At 65.3% G+C, this 17,451-nt stretch carries 15 protein-coding genes and 1 pseudogene; 3 read left to right on the top strand and 13 right to left on the bottom strand.

Going from position 1 to position 17,451, the window contains the following annotated elements; all coding sequences use genetic code 11:
* Positions 1-38: 38 nt before the first annotated feature.
* The 11 genes from lpxD to rpsB form a co-directional block, all read right to left on the bottom strand.
* Positions 39-1,052, bottom strand: a complete 1,014-nt coding sequence (gene lpxD, locus ACESLR_RS07750; RefSeq protein ID WP_373066974.1) for a UDP-3-O-(3-hydroxymyristoyl)glucosamine N-acyltransferase — start codon at positions 1,050-1,052, stop codon at positions 39-41.
* Complete coding sequence (locus ACESLR_RS07745; protein ID WP_373025202.1) at positions 1,030-1,542, bottom strand: OmpH family outer membrane protein; 513 nt, start codon at positions 1,540-1,542, stop codon at positions 1,030-1,032. The genes lpxD and ACESLR_RS07745 overlap by 23 nt, the downstream gene beginning before the upstream one ends.
* 32 nt (positions 1,543-1,574) lie before the next feature.
* On the bottom strand, positions 1,575-3,908 hold the full coding sequence (bamA, locus tag ACESLR_RS07740; RefSeq protein WP_373054500.1) for an outer membrane protein assembly factor BamA: 2,334 nt from the start codon (positions 3,906-3,908) through the stop codon (positions 1,575-1,577).
* Between the two features lie 73 nt (positions 3,909-3,981).
* On the bottom strand, positions 3,982-5,343 hold the full coding sequence (gene rseP, locus ACESLR_RS07735) for an RIP metalloprotease RseP (RefSeq protein WP_373025199.1): 1,362 nt from the start codon (positions 5,341-5,343) through the stop codon (positions 3,982-3,984).
* Positions 5,340-6,542 (bottom strand): 1-deoxy-D-xylulose-5-phosphate reductoisomerase, encoded by a 1,203-nt coding sequence (ispC, locus tag ACESLR_RS07730; protein WP_373025198.1) that lies wholly within the window; start codon positions 6,540-6,542, stop codon positions 5,340-5,342. Before ispC ends, rseP begins: the two co-directional genes overlap by 4 nt.
* A 21-nt stretch (positions 6,543-6,563) precedes the next feature.
* Complete coding sequence (locus tag ACESLR_RS07725; RefSeq protein WP_373025197.1) at positions 6,564-7,400, bottom strand: phosphatidate cytidylyltransferase; 837 nt, start codon at positions 7,398-7,400, stop codon at positions 6,564-6,566.
* The gene (gene uppS, locus ACESLR_RS07720; RefSeq protein WP_373054501.1) at positions 7,393-8,148 is read right to left on the bottom strand and encodes a polyprenyl diphosphate synthase; all 756 of its coding nucleotides are present in this window, start codon (positions 8,146-8,148) and stop codon (positions 7,393-7,395) included. The genes ACESLR_RS07725 and uppS overlap by 8 nt, the downstream gene beginning before the upstream one ends.
* A 12-nt stretch (positions 8,149-8,160) precedes the next feature.
* Positions 8,161-8,718 (bottom strand): ribosome recycling factor, encoded by a 558-nt coding sequence (gene frr, locus ACESLR_RS07715; RefSeq protein WP_373025195.1) that lies wholly within the window; start codon positions 8,716-8,718, stop codon positions 8,161-8,163.
* A complete protein-coding gene (gene pyrH, locus ACESLR_RS07710; protein WP_373025194.1) occupies positions 8,711-9,448 on the bottom strand; it encodes a UMP kinase in 738 nt (245 codons plus the stop codon). The genes frr and pyrH overlap by 8 nt, the downstream gene beginning before the upstream one ends.
* 103 nt (positions 9,449-9,551) lie before the next feature.
* Positions 9,552-10,421, bottom strand: a complete 870-nt coding sequence (gene tsf, locus ACESLR_RS07705) for a translation elongation factor Ts (RefSeq protein WP_373054570.1) — start codon at positions 10,419-10,421, stop codon at positions 9,552-9,554.
* 60 nt (positions 10,422-10,481) lie between these two features.
* The gene (gene rpsB, locus ACESLR_RS07700; RefSeq protein ID WP_373025193.1) at positions 10,482-11,261 is read right to left on the bottom strand and encodes a 30S ribosomal protein S2; all 780 of its coding nucleotides are present in this window, start codon (positions 11,259-11,261) and stop codon (positions 10,482-10,484) included.
* Positions 11,262-11,506: 245 nt separating this feature from the next.
* Between rpsB and map the strand changes: the two genes are divergently transcribed.
* Complete coding sequence (gene map / locus ACESLR_RS07695; RefSeq protein ID WP_373025192.1) at positions 11,507-12,292, top strand: type I methionyl aminopeptidase; 786 nt, start codon at positions 11,507-11,509, stop codon at positions 12,290-12,292.
* 58 nt (positions 12,293-12,350) lie between these two features.
* Entirely contained in the window at positions 12,351-15,026 is a 2,676-nt protein-coding gene (gene glnD / locus ACESLR_RS07690; RefSeq protein ID WP_373025191.1) for a [protein-PII] uridylyltransferase, read from the top strand.
* Positions 15,027-15,081: 55 nt separating this feature from the next.
* On the opposite strand, the gene ACESLR_RS07685 is transcribed toward glnD, so the two are convergent.
* Both ACESLR_RS07685 and ACESLR_RS07680 read right to left on the bottom strand, forming a co-directional pair.
* Positions 15,082-15,843, bottom strand: a complete 762-nt coding sequence (locus tag ACESLR_RS07685; protein ID WP_373025190.1) for an OmpA family protein — start codon at positions 15,841-15,843, stop codon at positions 15,082-15,084.
* Positions 15,843-16,895, bottom strand: coding sequence for a hypothetical protein (locus tag ACESLR_RS07680; RefSeq protein WP_373025189.1), 1,053 nt, complete (start codon positions 16,893-16,895; stop codon positions 15,843-15,845). The genes ACESLR_RS07685 and ACESLR_RS07680 overlap by 1 nt, the downstream gene beginning before the upstream one ends.
* Before the next feature lie 288 nt (positions 16,896-17,183).
* On the opposite strand from ACESLR_RS07680, the pseudogene ACESLR_RS07675 reads away from it, so the two are divergent.
* Positions 17,184-17,451: pseudogene (locus tag ACESLR_RS07675) on the top strand (hypothetical protein); the annotation flags it as partial.

The following is a 17,451-nucleotide window of genomic DNA, read 5'->3' as shown; positions in this document are numbered from 1 at the left end:
GGTCGGGTCCGAATATTCCCGGGGTGAACCCCGTCGGGCTAACGCGCCAAACGGCGCAATCGGGCCAGCATGCGATTCCACAACCGCGCCTCTTGATGCGGGACCCCCGAGGCGTAGTGACCAGGCCGGTCGATGGATCGCGTGACCAGCGTCATCGCATGGATCGTGACGTGATCCGCAATGGCAAGGTGTCCGAGGATCCCGGCCCCGCCACCGATTGCGCAATGCGCCCCGATCCGTGCGCTGCCCGCAATCCCCACACAGCCCGCGATGGCGGTATGGTCGCCAATCTCGACGTTATGGGCAACATGGACGAGGTTGTCGATCTTCACACCGGTGCCAATCCGGGTCGCCTGCAACGCCCCGCGGTCAATGGTCGTGTTGGCCCCGATTTCCACATCGGACCCGATCTCGACCCCACCCAGCTGTTCAATCTTCTCCCAGCCCTGCGCGCCTGCGGAGGCGAACCCGAACCCGTCGGCCCCGATCACACAGCCACTGTGCAGGATGCAGCGCGCCCCCACCTCAACCCCGCCGATCAGCGTGACCCCGGGGTGCAAGAATGTACCGTCCCCGACCGTTACCCCGTCGCCAACCACACAATGGGCCTCGACCACGGCGCCAGGCCCCACCGAGACACCGGCTCCAATAACCGCCCCCGGCCCAACAAACGCATCCGCGTCGATCCGTGCCGCGGGATCGACAAAGGCCCCCGGATGAATCCCTGCTGACCGCGCACGCCGACTGGCGCCGAGACATTGACTCGCACGGGCATAACCCAGGTAGACATCATCCAGGTGAATCAGGGTGCGGCCCGGCGCGGCTTCCACGTCCTCCGCTTCCGGGACCAGGATCACACCGGCGGCACTCGCCCGCAGGGCTTCGTCCTGGCGTTGGGTGTCAATGACAAAGCTCAGATCACCTGGCCCGGCGGTGGCCAGTGGGGCCAGTCCGGTGATTCGGCGCTCGGCGTCCCCGGCAAGCCGCCCATCGAGCGCATGTGCCAGCTCGCGGGCCGAGTACCCGCCGTCAGTCTCGCTGCATTGCGGCAAGGATATCGTCCGTGATGTCGATCCGGTCGCTGGCGTACAGCACGTTGCGCTCGGTCAGGATCAGGTCGATGTCGCGCTCGCGCGCGAGATCGACGATGGCATCATTGATTCGCCGCTGGAGCTTGGCCAGTTCCTCGTTGCGGCGCACATTGAGGTCCTCGCTGAAGCTCTCCTGGGCGCGACGGAATTCGCGCGAGCGCTGCGAAAACTCGCGTTCGAGATCCGCTCGTTCCGACGGGTTCATCATGTCCCCATCGCGTTCCAGCCGGTCGCGCAGACCCTGCAACTCCTCGCGTTCCTCCACCAACTCCGAATCACGCGGGGAGAACTCGCGCTCCAGCTCGCGCATGGCCTCTTCCGCCTGGGGCGAATCCTCGAGGATGCGATTCATGGTGACAAATGCCACGTTTTCCGCACCGGCCGCGGCCGGCAGGGCCAGCCAAACGCTAGCGGCCAGTACCGCCGCCAGGCCGATCCTCAACGGTCTCATCTCGCCTCCCGATGCTCTTGCACCGATCATCCTCAGAAACTGGCCCCCAGCAGGAACTGGAAGCGCTGAAGCTCGTCACCCGGCTGGTTGTTGAATGGCTCGGCCACGCTGAAGCTCAACGGCCCGACCGGCGAGAACCAGGTCACCGCGACACCGGCCGATGCACGGACTTCGCTGGTCTCGAAATCCGACACATCGTGAAACACGTTCCCGGCATCGACAAAGGTGCTCATGCGTACCGCATCGTTGTCCGCGGCGAACGGCATCGGGAAGAACAGCTCGCCTGAAAGCGTGGTACGGAATCGCCCGCCATAGGGGTCGTCATTCGAATCACGCGTCGCAACGTCTCCGTCACGAATACGGCGAAGATCCCCGAGTTGATTATCCTCGTAGCCGCGTACCGATCGAATCCCGCCGGCGAACAGTCGTTCGTAGAACGGTACGTCATCGCCGCCGTAACCATCCGTATACGCCAGTCCCGCGGACAGGCTGAAAGAATAGCGCTCGGACAGCCGGAAGATCTCCTGACCGGAATAGGTCAGCTTGTAGAACTCACGGTCGCTCCCCGGCACCGCGACTTCCAGCCCGACACGATGACGTCGCCCTTCCGACGCGAAGGTGGTGCTGTCCCGCGAATCGTGGACATAGCTCGTCTCCAGTTTGTAGAGGTTCGCGGCCGAGCCGAACTCGTCCAGCTCGTCATTGATCTCGTCCGGGGTCCCGACACGGCCGTCAGACCGATCGACCGTCTCGATCTCGATGTTCTCGAAGCCGGGCCGTACCTGGATCCGGTCGAACTCCGACAGCGGGATCCCGTAGGTCACGTCAAATCCATACCGGTTCGAGGAATACCGCGAGATATTGGCCTCCTCCGCATCGATCTTGCGGTAGAACACGGAGAAGCCCCGACTCGCCCCGGATGGGGTGTAGTGCGGATTGGTTACGCTCATTTCGAACAGCTGGTTGACGTCGCTGGTGCTCACCTCGGTGGAGAACCGGTTGCCCGTCCCGAGGAAGTTGTCCTGCGTCAGGCTCGCGGTCAGCAGCAGGCCCTGGTTCTGCGAAAAACCGGCCCCCAGGGACAGCGCCCCCGACTGCTGCTCCGTCACCGTTATGTTCAGGTCCACCTCGTCATCGGTGCCGGCAACTCGCTCGGTCTCCACGTTCACGCTCTGCACGAACGGCAGTCGCTGGATCCGCACACGCGAACGCTCGATCAACGCGCCGTTGTACCAGGCGCTCTCCATCTGGCGAAGCTCGCGGCGATAGACACGTTCCTCGGTGTTCTCGTTTCCGGAGATCCGGATATTGCGCACATAGACGCGCGGGCCCGGGTCGACAAAAAACGTGACCGATACCTCACGGTTGTCCTCGTCCACGTCCGGGACAGGATTGACGTTCGCGAACGCGAAACCTTCCTGGGTCAGGCGTTCGCTGATGCGCTCGGCGGATTCGGTCACCTGGCTGCGCGAGAACGGAGCATCGATGTCCACATCGATCAGCTCTTCCAGTTCCTCGCGCGGGACCACGAACTCCCCGGAGAGCTCGGCCCCGGTCACGGTGTAGCGCTCACCTTCATCCACATTGAGGGTGATGAACAGATCCTTGCGATCGGGCGTCAGCGTCACCTGCGTCGAATCGATATCGAACTCCAGAAAGCCCCGATCCAGATAGTGCGAGCGCAGTTGCTCCAGGTCTCCGGAGAGCTTCTCCCGCGAGTAGTTGTCGCGGCGACTGAAGAAAGCCCACCAGCGTGGCACCCCCGACTCGAACCCGCGGGTGAGTTCGCTCGTGCTGTAGCTGTCGTTGCCGACCACGTTGACCTGGCGAATCTTCGCCACCGGCCCTTCCGATATTTCGATCTCCACATCCACCCGGTTGCGCGGCAGGTCGACGATCTCGACATCGATCTGGACGTTGTAGCGGCCGCGGGCGAAATACTGCTGCCGCAGTTCGCTCTCGATCCGGTCCAGCATCGTCCGATTGAACACACGACCCGAGCGCAGGCCCGCGGAATCGAGCGCCTCGCGCAGACCCTCGTCGGGTATATCGCGATTGCCGGAAAAGTTGATTTCGTTGATCGCGGGCCGTTCCGAAACCATCACCACCAGCACATCGCCGCGCCGGGCGATCTCCACATCGTCGAAGAAACCCGTCTGGAACAGCTCGCGGATCACCTCCGGGCTACGGCTGTCGTCGAAGGTATCGCCCACCTGGACCGGCAGATAGCTGAGCGCGGTCCCGGCGGTAATCCGCTCCAGTCCCTCGATCTCGATGTCCTCGATCTCATAGGCCTGGCCCCAGGCCGTACCCGCCAGCCCCAGCAAACCGACCAGGGCCATTCCTCTCAAGCTGTTTCGCGCCATGCTCTCCGCCAAAAAAAGGCCGCTCGGCAGGCCAGTCGAAGGCACCCGGGGTAACACTCCGGAATGCCGGCGCCTAACCGAACAGTCGTGTCAGGTCATTGTACAGGGCCAGTGTCATCAGGCCCGCAATCGCCAGCAGACCCACCTGCTGGCCAATCATCTGCGTGCGCTCCGAGACCGGGCTGCCCTTCACCGCCTCCGCGGCGTAGTACAGCAGATGCCCGCCGTCCAGCATCGGAACCGGCAGCAGGTTGATAATCCCGAGCGACACGCTCACCAGCCCGAGAAATCCCAGAAACGCCGAGACCCCGATCAGTGCCGAGACCCCCGCAAACTCGGCTATGGTAACCGGTCCGCTGATATTTTTAACCGACGCATCCCCGGTGATCATTCGCCACAGGATCCCGAGCGTAAGCACCGAGACGTCCCACGTGCGCTGGATCCCCGCGCCAAACGCCGAAACCGGACCCTGCCGCACCAGCACAGCCATGTCCCGGGCCGCCGCTTGATCCGTATCCACCCCCGCGCCAATCCGCCCCATGACTCCGCCGTCGTGCTCCACCGACTCGGGCATCAGGTGCAGATCCAGGGTTCGCCCGTCCCGCTCCACCGTCACCCGAAGGTCCGCCTCCGGTTGGGCGCGCACGACCTCGACCCAGCGGTTCCAGTCGGCCACGGGCTCACCGTCCACGGCCAGGACGCGATCCCCCGGCTCCAGCCCGGCCGCCGCCGCGGGACTCCCGGCCTCCACGGCACCAATGCGCGGCTCAAGCAGGGGCCGATAGGGCTGCAGACCCAGCTTGTCGAGGAACTGTCCCTCGCCCAGCAACGCCTGGCGCTCCCGCAGGTCGACCTCACGCTCGACTTCGCGGCCATCGGCATCACGGATCAGCAGCGTCACGGCCTCGCCGCGCACCGCGTGATCCAGCAGCCGCAGGTTGGCCTGTTCCCAGTCCACCACCGCACGGTCGCCGACGCGCAGGATCTCCTGCCCACGCTCGAGCCCGGCCTCGGCGGCCGGTGAATCCGATGCGACATCCCCGAGAATCGGCTTGATGCCGCCCACGCCTACCATGAACATCACCGCGTACACGAGGATCGCCAGCAGGAAGTTCGCGGCCGGGCCGGCGGACACCACGAAGGTACGCGCCCCAAGCCCCTTCTGATTGAAAGCCCTCGGGGCCTCCTCCGGCGCCACGGGTCCCTCGCGCTCGTCCAGCATCTTCACATAGCCACCCAGCGGCAGCGCGGCGATCACGAACTCGGTCCGGTCCCGCCCGAAATGGCGCTTGTACAGCGGACGCCCGAACCCGACGGAGAATCGCAGCACCTTCACTCCCATCAGACGTGCCGCCAGGTAGTGCCCGTACTCATGCACGGTCACCAGTACGCCAATGGCCACCGCAAACGCCAGCAGACTTGTCAGGAATGTCATGACACCACTTGCCGCATGTTTCCGACCTCTTCCCCGGCGATCTCGCGCGCTCGACGGTCGGCGGCCAGCACGCGATCCAGCGAATCCACCGGCTCCGTTTCCATCGCGTCCAGGGTTGCGGAGATGACCGCCGGAATCTTGCTGAATGCCAGGCGCTCATCCAGAAACGCCTCTACCGCCACTTCATTGGCCGCATTCAGCACGGCCGTGGCGGTCCCACCCTGTTCCAGTGCGCGATAGGCGAGGCTCAGTGCGGGGAAGCGTGCCGCCTCCGGCTCGGAAAACTCCAGCTTGCCCATGGTCAGCAGATCCAGCGGTTCGACGCCCGATTCCATGCGCTCCGGCCAGGCCAAAGCGTGAGCGATCGGCGTCCGCATATCCGGATTCCCGAGCTGGGCCAGGACCGAACCGTCGTCGTAGGCAACCATCGAGTGCACGATGCTCTGCGGATGAAGGACCACCTGGATGACCGACGCCGGCACCGCGAACAACCAGCACGCCTCGATCACCTCCAGCCCCTTGTTCATCATCGTCGCGGAGTCCACCGAGATCTTGCGCCCCATGTCCCAGTTCGGATGGGCGCAGGCCTCGTCGGGGGTAATCCCGACAAAGCTGTCCAGCGGACGATCGCGAAACGGCCCACCGGATGCGGTAAGCCAGATCCGCCGAGCCCCGTGCGGGGTTACCGGCTCCGCGCAGACATAGCCATTGGGCAGACACTGGAAGATTGCGTTGTGCTCGGAGTCGATTGGCAACAGACACGCGCCGGAACGGCGCACCGCATCCATCAGCAACGCCCCGGACATCACCAGGGCCTCCTTGTTGGCAAGCAATACCCGCTTGCCCGCCTCGGCCGCGGCCAGCGTCGGCAATAGCCCCGCGGCCCCGACGATCGCCGCCATCACCGCATCAACCCGCGGCTCCCGGGCAACGTCGGCCAGGGCCTCCGGTCCCGCCCGGACCTCGGTCACTGCACCCGCGGCCGCCAGGGACGTGCGCAGGGACTCGGCCGCCTGTGGGTCGACCATCACCGCCACCTCGGGCCGGTGCGCAAGGCACTGTTCGCGCATCCGCTCCACATTGCGATGCGCCGTCAGTGCGTGGAGACGAAAGCGTTCCGGCTGGCGTGCGATCACGTCGAGCGTGCTCACGCCGATGCTGCCGGTCGATCCGAGAATCGTGATGTGGGTCGTATTCATGGACACTTGCCTCCGTTCGCGCTACGCCGCCACCGACGGCATCGGGACCAGCGCCAGCCAGAGCAAGCCGGCCAGAAAAACGGGGGCCGCCGCGACCATGCTGTCGAACCGATCCAGAATACCCCCGTGGCCGGGCAGCAAGGAACCACTGTCCTTGGCCCCGGCCTCGCGTTTCAGAATGCTCTCGAACAGGTCGCCCGCGACCGAGACCAGACCGATCAGCACCGACAGCAGCAGGAACACCAGCGCATCCATCGGATCGAGCCCCCACGCCCATGCCACCACGATCGCGAAGGCGATCACGGTCAAAAGCCCCCCGAACAGGCCTTCACGGGTCTTGCCGGGGCTGATATGCGGTGCGAGCGAATGCCGCCCCAGGGCCTTGCCGGCAAAATACGCACCCGTATCCGCCAGACCCACCAGCACGATCAGGTAGACCACCAGCAGGGGCGCCATGGCATGCAGCCAGACCAGCGCCATCCCGGCCGGAACCAACGCCAGGACGGCCGCCACGGCAAAGAGTGCCCCATGCCGGCCTCGCGCCCCGGCCTCGTGCTCTCGGTAAAACGGAAGAACCAGCAGTACGACCAGCCACCAAAGAAGTGAAAGGCCGAGAATCAGATAGTGCAGACCGGCGATCGGCGCCACGCCCAGCGCAAGCACCGGGACGCCCACTGCAAGCACCAGCGCCCCACGCGGCCCCGCACCGTCGAGTCCGGCCAGGCCGCCCCACTCCCAGGTCGCCAGACCGAGGATCAGCACCACCAACAGCAGCACCGCCCCGTTGGGTCCCCAGGCCACCAGGGCCAGGGCCGGCAACCCCAGGGCCGAGGCCGTCAGGATGCGCTGCCTAAGCACTGGACACCTCGCCCGGCTCGGGTCCCGCCCCTCTGGCGAGGACCCGACCGAACCGCCGCTGCCGGCGCGCATACCAGGCGAGTCCCTCCTGCAACTCGGCCGCGCTGACATCGGGCCAGAAGGGATCGATAAACAGCAGCTCGGCGTAGGCGGACTGCCAGAGCAGGAAATTGCTGATCCGACACTCCCCACCGGTGCGGATCAGCAGGTCCACATCCGGCAGCCCGGCGGTGCTGAGATACCCGGAGAATGTGGTCTCGGGATCCGGACCTTCTTCGCCGCTCGCGACCCAGCGCCGAGCCGCCTGCAGGATGTCCCAGCGCCCGCCGTACCCCAGCGCCACCACCAGGTGCATGTGCTCGTTGCCTGCGGATGTCTGCTCCGCATCGGTCATGCGGGTCTGAAGGTCCTGGGGAAAGTTTGCACGGTCACCGATGAAGGTCAGGGCGATCCCGCGTTCGACAAGTTCCGGAAGTTCCGCCTCGATGGCGGAGACGAACAGCTCGAACAAGGCCTCGACCTCGTCGCGGGGACGGGCCCAGTTCTCGCTGCTGAAGGCAAACAGGGTCAGCGTGCCGACGCCCTGTTCGGCGAAGAAACGAACCGCCCGGCGCGTCGCCTCCAGCCCGGCGCGGTGTCCCTCGGACCGACTCAGGCCACGGGCCTTGGCCCAGCGCCCGTTGCCATCCATGATGACGGCCACGTGCGCGGGCAACGCCTCGCTGGATGGTGTACTGGAACCCGGCATCGCGTGCGCCGGTCAGACTTCCATCAGCTCGGCTTCCTTGTCCGCCAGCATCGCATCCACCTTGGCGATGTGATCATCCGTCAGCTTCTGGATCTGATCCTGCGCCTTGTGCTCGTCGTCCTCGGACATCTCCTTGTCCTTGACCAGCTGCTTGAAGGCGTTGTTGGCGTCCCGCCGGATGTTGCGCACGGCCACGCGCGCGTGCTCGGCCTCGGCGCGCACGACCTTGACCAGGTCGCGGCGACGTTCCTCCGTCAACGACGGCAGCGGCACCCGGATCACGGTACCCATGCTCGCCGGATTGAGCCCCAGATCGGAGGTCATGATGGCCTTCTCGATCTTACCCACCATGTCCTTCTCGTAGGGCACCACGGCCAGCGTCCGCGCGTCCTCCGCCGTGATGTTCGCGACCTGGTTGATCGGCACTTCCATGCCGTAATACTCCACGTGCACGTGCTCGAGCAGCGTGGGGTGGGCGCGCCCGGTGCGGATCTTCGACAGCTCGTTGCGCAGTGCTTCCAGGCTCTTGTCCATGCGCTCGCGCGCATCCTTGATGGTGGCGTCACTCATTGCGGGATCCCTCGACCAGGGTACCAACCGGCTCGCCCATCACGAGCCGTTGCAGGTCGCCCCTGGCAAACATGTTCATTACACGAAGCGGCAGGCCATTGTCGCGGCACATCACAAGCGCCGTGGTATCCATCACGCCCAGGCGTTGTTCCAGCGCATCGTCGAACGTCAGGCGCTCGTAGCGCCGGGCTTCCTTGCTGGTCATCGGGTCGGAATCGTAGACCCCGTCGACCTTGGTCGCCTTGATCATGATGTCGGCGTTGATCTCGATCGCCCGCAGGCTCGCCGCGGAATCCGTGGTGAAAAACGGGTTGCCGGTACCGGCCGCGAATACCACGATGCGCCCCTTTTCCAGATGCCGAACCGCACGGCGGCGGATGTAGTCCTCGCACACCTGGTTGATGCGGATGGCCGACATCACGCGCGAGAAGCGTCCGGCACGCTCGATCGCATCCTGCAGAGCCAGGGAATTGATGACCGTCGCCAGCATGCCCATGTGGTCGCCGGTCACCCGATCCATACCACCCTGGGCCAGCCCCGCCCCACGGAAGATGTTGCCGCCACCGATCACGATGCCAACTTCCACCCCCATGCGGGAGAGCTCCGAAACCTCTTCGGCCACCTGCGCCAGGACATCCGGGTCAACCCCGTAGGATTGCTGGCCCATCAGGGCCTCCCCGCTCAACTTCAGAAGGATGCGCCGGTACGCGGGCTGGCTGTCCTGACTCATGGGGTTCCTTGTCTCGGGCTCGTTTGTTCTCGCTCGCCAGACTTTTCTGGCCCTTGGATCCGGAAGCGGCCGCATCAAGTGGCCGCCCCGGGGTCCTGCTGCCTCAGGCGCCGCGCGCCTGGGCCATTACCTCTTCGGCGAAGTTCTCGGTCTTCTTCTCGATGCCCTCGCCGACCTCGTAGCGGATAAACCCGGACACCGAGGCCCCCTTGCTTTCCAACAGCTGGCCCACGGTCTGGTCGGGATCCTTCACGAACGGCTGGCCGACCAGCGTGATCTCGCCCAGGTACTTGCGGATCCGACCCTCGATCATCTTCTCGATGATGTTCTCTGGCTTGCCGGACTCCTCGGCCTGCGCCTTGAAGATCGCACGTTCCTTGTCGAGCATCTCGGTCGGAACCTGGCTCTCGTCCACGCATACCGGATGGCTGGCCGCGATATGCATCGCGATGTCCTTCGCCAGCTGCTCGTCGCCGCCGTTCAGGCCGACCAGGACACCAATACGGGCACCGTGCTGGTAGAAACCCAGCGCACCTTCGGCCGACATGCGCTCGAACCGGCGCACCTGGACATTCTCGCCGACCTTGGCGATCAGCTGGGTGCGCTGCTCTTCCAGGGTCTGGCCATCAACCGTTTCGGCCATCAGGCCTTCCACCGAATCGGCGGAGGTGTTCAGTGCCACCTTGGCGCAGGTCCCCGTAAAGGCACGGAAGTTGTCGTCATTGCCGACGAAATCCGTCTCGCAGTTGATCTCGACGATCACGGCGCGCGATCCCTCGCTGGCAATCTCGACGCGACCCTCGGCGGCGACACGACCCGCCTTCTTGTCGGCCTTCGCCATGCCCGACTTGCGCATGGCCTCCACGGCTGCTTCCAGATCCCCACCGGTCTCGGTGAGGGCCTTCTTGCATTCCATCATGCCGGCGCCTGTGCGCTCGCGCAGTTCTTTCACTTGTGCAGCAGTAATCTGCATCGTTACGTGCTCCTGAATCATGCTCGGACCGGCCGCCAACATAGCGACCGGCCCCGGTTATCAAGCGGGATTGGCGGGCGACGCGGTGTCGGCACCGTCAGTGGAGGCCGCAGCGGCCGGCTCGGCGAATTCTTCTTCGCTCACACCACCGGTGCTGACCGCGCCCTTGGCTTCGATGATGGTGTCGGCGATCGCCGCCACGTACAACTGGATCGCCCGCATCGCATCATCGTTGCCCGGGATCACGTAGTCCACGCCTTCCGGGGAGTGGTTGGAATCGACCACGGCCACCACCGGGATACCGCGCTTCTTCGCCTCGGCCACGGCAATCTTCTCGTAGCCGACATCGATCACGAACATCGCGTCGGGCATGCGGTTCATGTCCTTGATACCGCCCAGGCTGCGGTCCAGCTTGTCCTTCTCGCGGCGGCGGCTCAGGGCCTCGCGCTTGTTCAGGACCTGGAAGCTGCCGTCGGCGTCCATCGTCTCGAGGTCCTTCAGTCGCTTGATCGACTGCTTGACCGTATTGAAGTTGGTCAGCATACCGCCCAGCCAGCGATGGCTGACGTACGGCATGCCGCAGCGCCGCGCCTCTTCCGCCACCACGTCGCGCGCCGAGCGCTTGGTGCCGACGAACAGGATCTGGCCACCGTCGGCCGCGATCTTGCCGAGGAAGTTCAACGCATCGTTGAACATCGGCAGCGACTTCTCGAGGTTGATGATATGAATCTTGTTGCGTTCCCCGAAGATGTACGGGGCCATCTTGGGATGCCAGTAACGCGTCTGGTGGCCGAAGTGCACACCGGCCTCCAGCATCTGTCGCATAGTCACGAGGGACATGAGTTTTCTCCTGTAACGGGTTGAGCCTCCACGCATCCCGATCTGAAACCCGAACCGAATCTTCTTCGAGGGCGGGCACCCGACAGACCGTGCCGATACGTGTGTGGATTAGGGTTTCGAACGCCGCTCCCGAAAAGGGCGGCTTCCGGCCCCGCCGAATTGCCAGCGAGGCGCGCGCTTTATAGCATAGGACGCTTATCCGAACCAAACGCCGAGCCCCTCCGGGCGCCGCGGCGGGAGCCCTCATGTCCGTTTCCATCAAGACCCCCGAAGAAATCGAACACATGCGCGTCGCCGGCCGCCTGGCCGCCGAAGTCCTCGAGATGATCGAGCCCCACGTGCAGGCCGGCGTGACGACCGGGGAACTGGACCGGATCTGCCACGACTATATCGTGAACACCCAGGACGCGATCCCGGCCCCGCTGAACTACCGCGGCTTTCCGAAATCGATCTGCACCTCGGTGAACCACCAGGTCTGTCATGGCATTCCCGGTGACCGCAAGCTGAAAAACGGCGACATCCTCAATATCGACATCACCGTGATCAAGAACGGCTTCCATGGCGACACCAGTCGAATGTTCGTAATCGGGAAGGCCGGCATCCAGGCCCAGCGGGCCATCGACGTGGCGCGAGCCAGCATGTACCTCGGCATCCAGCAGGTGCGCCCCGGGGCCACCCTGGGCGACATCGGGCACGCCATCCAGGACTATGCAGAGGCCCAGCGCTGCTCGGTCGTGCGCGAGTTCTGCGGTCACGGGATCGGTCGCGGTTTCCACGAGGATCCGCAGGTCCTGCACTATGGCAAGCCCGGCACCGGCATGACGCTGGAAGAAGGCATGTGCTTCACCATCGAGCCCATGATCAACGCCGGGCGTCGCCACACGCGCATTCTGGCCGATGGCTGGACCGCCGTGACCAAGGACCACAGTCCCTCGGCGCAGTGGGAACACACTATCCTGGTGACGGCGGACGGCCACGAGATCCTGACGCTACGCAAGGACGAGACACCCCCGCAGGAGATCGCTGCCTGATCGAGGACCTTATCGTCCATTTCCCGCTGATTCGAACCGCCCAACCTACGGAGCTCCAATGAATCCTGCGGGCAGCACCCCCGGAGAACTCGATACCCCCGCGTTCACACCGGACTGGGGCGAGGACTACCAGCGGCTCAGCCGCAACCCGGGGAACATCGCCCTGTTCCGGGACCGCCGGCGTGCCATCCTGGAGCAGCAATACCAGGGTTTTCGGGACGGCATGCCCATCGCGGAACTGATCCACGGGCATGCCCGGCGCATCGACGAACTGCTCAAGCTGATCTGGGCGCAGAAGGGCCTCGCCGACGACGATCAGCTCTGCCTGATCGCAGTTGGCGGCTACGGGCGCGGCGAACTGCACCCCGCCTCCGACATCGACATCCAGATTATCCTGGAGGGCGAGCACGACCGCGCCCGCTTCGACCGCATCAGCGACTTCGTGACCTTCCTCTGGGATATCGGCATCGAGGTCGGTCACAGCGTGCGCAGCATCGAGGACTGCACCCGCGAGGCGCGCGACGACATCACCGTCGCGACCAACCTGATCGAGGCCCGCTACCTGGCCGGCCACCTGGGGCTTTTCAACGACTTCCGCGGCGCCATCGAGCCCGACCGTATCTGGGACTCGCGCAGCTTCTACGCCGCCAAACTGGCGGAGCAGCAGGCCCGCCATCGTCGCTTCGGCGAGACCGCCTATCGCCTGGAACCGAACGTCAAGGAAGGCCCCGGCGGCCTGCGCGACATCCAGATGATCGGCTGGGTCACCAAGCGGCATTACGGGGCCGAGCGTATCGAAGAGCTGGTGTCGCTGGGCTTCCTGCGCGAGGGCGAATTCCGCGAGATGATCGAGGGCCAGAACTTCCTCTGGCGGGTGCGCTTTGCCCTGCACATGCTCTCCGGCCGACGCGAGGACCGCCTGCTGTTCGACCTGCAGCGCCAGCTGGCCAACACCTTCGGCTTCGTCGACCAGAACCACAACCGGGCGGTCGAGCAGTTCATGCAGCGCTACTTCCGCACCATCAACGACCTCGAACGCCTGAACGAGCTGCTGCTGCAGCACTTCAACGAGGCCATCCTCGACGACCCCGAAGCCCTGCAGGACCCGGTGCGCATCCACCAGCGCTTCCAGACCCGCGGAGGCTACCTCGAGGCCGCCCACGACCAGGTCTTCATGATCTATCCACCGGCCCTGCTGGAGGTCTTCCGCCTGCTGCAGGAACATCCCGAGATCCAGGGCATACGCGCCTCCACCATCCGACTGATCCGGGCGCATCGACACCTGATCGACGGTCATTTCCGTCGCAACCCGGTCTGTCGCGAGCTATTCATGGCCATTCTGCGTGCCCCGCGCGGCATTACCAGCCAGCTACGGCGAATGAACCGCTACGGGGTGCTGGGCAACTACCTGCCGGCCTTCGGGCGAATCATCGGACGCATGCAATACGACCTGTTCCACGCCTACACCGTGGACGAACACACCCTGAACGTGGTGCGCAACGCGCGCCGCCTGGCACTGCCGGAATTCGCCCACGAACAGCCGCTGGCCCATCGGATCCACAGCGAGCTGGAACGGCCCGAACGCCTGGTGCTGGCCGCCCTGTTTCACGATATCGCCAAGGGTCGCGGCGGGGACCACTCCGAACTGGGGGCACAGGATGCCCTGCACTTCTGCCAGCAGCACGGCCTCTCGGATGCTGACGCCGGCCTGGTTGCATGGCTGGTGCGCTCCCATTTGCTGATGTCCCTGACCGCCCAGCGCAAGGACATCTCCGACCCCGAGGTCGTCCTCGGCTTTGCCCGCGAGGTGGCCACCCGCGAGCGGCTCGATTTTCTCTACCTGCTGACGATCGCCGACATCCGCGGGACCAACCCGGAGCTCTGGAACAGCTGGAAGGACTCGCTGCTCCAGACCCTCTACCACGCCACCCGCAATGTCCTGGAACGGGGACTGGACACCCCGCCGGACATGGACGAGCAGATCCGCAAGACCCGCGCCGAGGCGCTCGAACGGCTGCAGCAGCAGGGATTCGAACCCGAGCAGGCCCGGAAGCTGTGGGACGAACTCGACGACGAGTACTTCCTGCGCCACTCCGCCGACGAGATCGCTTGGCATGCCCGGGCCCTGATCCCGCTGGAACCGGACGACCTCCCGCTCATCCTGGTGCGGCCCAAGACCTCGCGTGGGAGTACCGAGATCTTTGTCTACGCAGATGATCATCCACAGATCTTCGCGCGAATCACCAGCGCCCTGACCCAACTCGGGCTGGATATCGTCGATGCCCGCATCATCACCACGACGGGCGGACGCACACTCGACACCTTCCTGGTGCTCGAAAGCGGTGGAGGCCAGACCGTGGACGCCGGCTATCGCGCCGACGAGATCCGCCAGAACCTCGAGCGCGCACTCGGACACGAAGGCGGCATCCCCGACCCCGCGTCCCGGCAACTGCCGCGCCGGCTCAAGCACTTCGACGTCGACACCCGGATCGAATTCGAGCCCGCCCCCGGCGGCCATGCCACACGCATGCGACTGCGGGCCCTGGACCGCCCGGGTCTCTTGTCCACGATCGGGCATGTCCTGGGGGAACAGGGAATCGACGTTCGTACGGCCCGCATTGCAACCGCCGGCGAACAGGTCGAGGACAGCTTCCTGCTCAGTCGCCCTGGCCGCACCGCACTCGCCGCGGAAGACCAGGCCCGGCTGCGCCAGGCGCTGCTCGAAGCGATCTGAGGCCTCGCCCAGCCCCATCGCCACGCGCGGAGTCATCCGCAAGCGTCGGCGCGCATCAGCGTCCGCGCGCCTCTAGTGGCTCGGCCTCCGGCTCCCGGGCCGCCTCGCCCAGCAAGCGCGTCTCGAAATCCGTAAGGACGCTGAACTCGACCCGGCGCGAGGCCTGGCGATCCTCCTCGCCCTGCTCGTCCAGCACCCGTCGCGAGGAGGACAGCCCGACCGCCGCGACCCGCGAGCGAAACCAGTCGGCCTCCTGCAGGGCATCCAGCTCGTACGCGTATTCCAGGACCGCACGCGTGCGCCGCTGGCTGAGGTCCATATTGCCGAAATAGGCCTCAAGGGCATCGTCGCTTCCCTCCCACTCGCTGGAGGTATGGCCCTCGATCCTCACCTCCCGGATCACCTCGGAAAACGGACGCAACTGCTCGGCGTAACGCGGCATGAAATCCGCCAGAATTGCCTCGAAGCGCGGGCGTATGGTCGCAGAACTCCGTTCGAACAGAACCTCGGGCTCGCGGAAGCGAAGGGTCAGGCTGTCGCGATCCAGTTCCGCGTTCCAGCGTGGCAGATCCTCGCGGAATTCCTCCTCCAGCACCGAATAGATCGCCGCACGCAGGGCCGCCGCCTCGTTCCGCACCTCGGTATGCGCCGCGCTCTCGCGTTCCACCTGCACCATATGCAACAGAGCCAGGAACAGGAAGATCATCATCAGCGCGGCCATCAGGTCCGCGACCGCCAGCCAGTGCGAGCCATGATCGGCCTCGTTCCCACCACCGGCCCCTCGCCGGCGACGACGACGCGCGAGCCAGGCAAACATCAGCTACGTCCGCCCGCGGATACCGCCGACGCGGCGCGACCACCGTCCCAGCGACCCTCCGCCGCGTGGCCCGCCTGAACGGCGTTCTCGATGCTCTCGAGCATGGCCTCCAGACGTGCATCCATCGCCGGGAAGGCCTCTGTGGCCCGGTCGCGCAGCGCCGCAATACTGCCCAGCAACGCCTCCAGCTCCACCGTCTCGCGGCGCAGGCTGGACAGGGTCGACTCCTGATCCTCCACATGCCGGGTAATCTGCAGCGCCTGGCCCGTCATCCGTTCCAGGGTCTGCTCGGTCTGCTCCACCCCCGTCCGCGCCTGATCAAATGCACGATGCAGACTGTCCATCTGCTGGCGATACTGCTCCTGCCACTCCACCAGGCGGGCCACCGAATCATCGAGGCGCCGGAAGTTCTCGCCGAACTGCTCGCCAAGGCGGCTGTTGAAGTCGTGGATCACCCGCTCCAGGGCCTCGACGAGGTGTCCGCTGCTCATCTCCGTGATCCGCTCGGCCATGCCGTCCAGCGTCCGGGTCAGTTCGCGGTGCTGTTGCTCCAGGCGGGCGTCCAGTCGCTGATCCAGCGTGCGTACCGCCTCCACCACGGCCAGCGAGGCGTCGCGCTGTTCCGCCGCCAGCGTGGTCTGGCCGGATTGCGCGTGCGGCGCGCCGGTGTGGTCCGCCTCTCCCGATGCAGCCGGTGCCGGTGTCATCACCTGGACGATGCGCAGCACCGCGGCCAGCAGGATGCCGACGATACTCGTGACGAACGCCAGCTTCAGCCCTTCCAGAAGGGCGGGTATGCTGGCCTCCACCCGGGCCGCATCGAAATCCAGAAGCCCGATGGCGACACCCAGAAAGGTGCCCAGAATGCCCAATGTCGTCAGCAGCGTGGGCGCCGCGCCCTGCAGGGCCTCCGCCCTACGCAGCGCCGTTGCGGCCAGTGCCGCAAGGAAAAGGCCGAACAGCAGCAGCGCGAAAAATCCGATAACCGTCAACGGGCTGAGACCCTGCAACGTGCCCAGCAGGGCCTCGGCAATACGGTCCAACATCCCCATCCTGCAATCTCCTGTCGTACCCGCGGCACGCTCGTGTAGCTACAGCCCTGGGAATGCAAGAAAGAAGCCAATCGAGTACGTGGCTTCCGGGCGGGACTCGCCGCACATCCGCCAAATTATTGGCGCCAACGTCGGAACCACGTATCGTGGCTGACCAAAAAGCGTCGGGTTGTTGTCCACCGGACGGGTTGATTTCCGGATTCGCACAAGGGTGCCCCGCGCTTCATGGTTCCAGGCGTGCTTTACTCGATACCAGACCTGCCACCTGTACGGAGGGGAGGCGCAGACATGGTCACGCTACCATCCAATCCAGCCGGATCCCCGCACCCAGTACGGTGCATCCGGTACGCCGGCGCAGTGATCGGCTGGCTGTTCCTGGCCCTCGTGGCGCTGCCCGCCCCAGGATACGCAAACGATGCGCGCGTACTGGGCATCCAGCCGTTCCTCAGCCCGCCAGCACTGTTTGAACGCTATGCCCCACTGCGTGACTGGCTCGCCACGGAGCTTGGAGTCCCCGTCCGGATTGAGTCGGCGCGCACACGCGATGTATTTCACC

Origin of the sequence: Thioalkalivibrio sp. (genome assembly GCF_041685615.1) — a bacterium.
In the GTDB taxonomy this organism is placed as follows: Bacteria; Pseudomonadota; Gammaproteobacteria; order Ectothiorhodospirales; family Ectothiorhodospiraceae; genus Thioalkalivibrio.
This window is presented reverse-complemented; position numbering and strand designations above follow the sequence as displayed.

Excerpts from the sequence above, each read along its gene's own strand:
- bamA (WP_373054500.1), bottom strand. The coding sequence starts at position 3,908 with ATGGCGCGAAACAGCTTGAGAGGAATGGCCCTGGTCGGTTTGCTGGGG.
- uppS (WP_373054501.1), bottom strand. The coding sequence starts at position 8,148 with ATGCCGGGTTCCAGTACACCATCCAGCGAGGCGTTGCCCGCGCACGTG.
- ispC (WP_373025198.1), bottom strand. The coding sequence starts at position 6,542 with ATGAATACGACCCACATCACGATTCTCGGATCGACCGGCAGCATCGGC.
- pyrH (WP_373025194.1), bottom strand. The coding sequence starts at position 9,448 with ATGAGTCAGGACAGCCAGCCCGCGTACCGGCGCATCCTTCTGAAGTTG.
- ACESLR_RS07680 (WP_373025189.1), bottom strand. The coding sequence starts at position 16,895 with ATGGGGATGTTGGACCGTATTGCCGAGGCCCTGCTGGGCACGTTGCAG.
- rpsB (WP_373025193.1), bottom strand. The coding sequence starts at position 11,261 with ATGTCCCTCGTGACTATGCGACAGATGCTGGAGGCCGGTGTGCACTTC.
- map (WP_373025192.1), top strand. The coding sequence starts at position 11,507 with ATGTCCGTTTCCATCAAGACCCCCGAAGAAATCGAACACATGCGCGTC.
- frr (WP_373025195.1), bottom strand. The coding sequence starts at position 8,718 with ATGAGTGACGCCACCATCAAGGATGCGCGCGAGCGCATGGACAAGAGC.
- ACESLR_RS07745 (WP_373025202.1), bottom strand. The coding sequence starts at position 1,542 with ATGAGACCGTTGAGGATCGGCCTGGCGGCGGTACTGGCCGCTAGCGTT.
- ACESLR_RS07685 (WP_373025190.1), bottom strand. The coding sequence starts at position 15,843 with ATGTTTGCCTGGCTCGCGCGTCGTCGTCGCCGGCGAGGGGCCGGTGGT.
- tsf (WP_373054570.1), bottom strand. The coding sequence starts at position 10,421 with ATGCAGATTACTGCTGCACAAGTGAAAGAACTGCGCGAGCGCACAGGC.
- glnD (WP_373025191.1), top strand. The coding sequence starts at position 12,351 with ATGAATCCTGCGGGCAGCACCCCCGGAGAACTCGATACCCCCGCGTTC.
- rseP (WP_373025199.1), bottom strand. The coding sequence starts at position 5,343 with ATGACATTCCTGACAAGTCTGCTGGCGTTTGCGGTGGCCATTGGCGTA.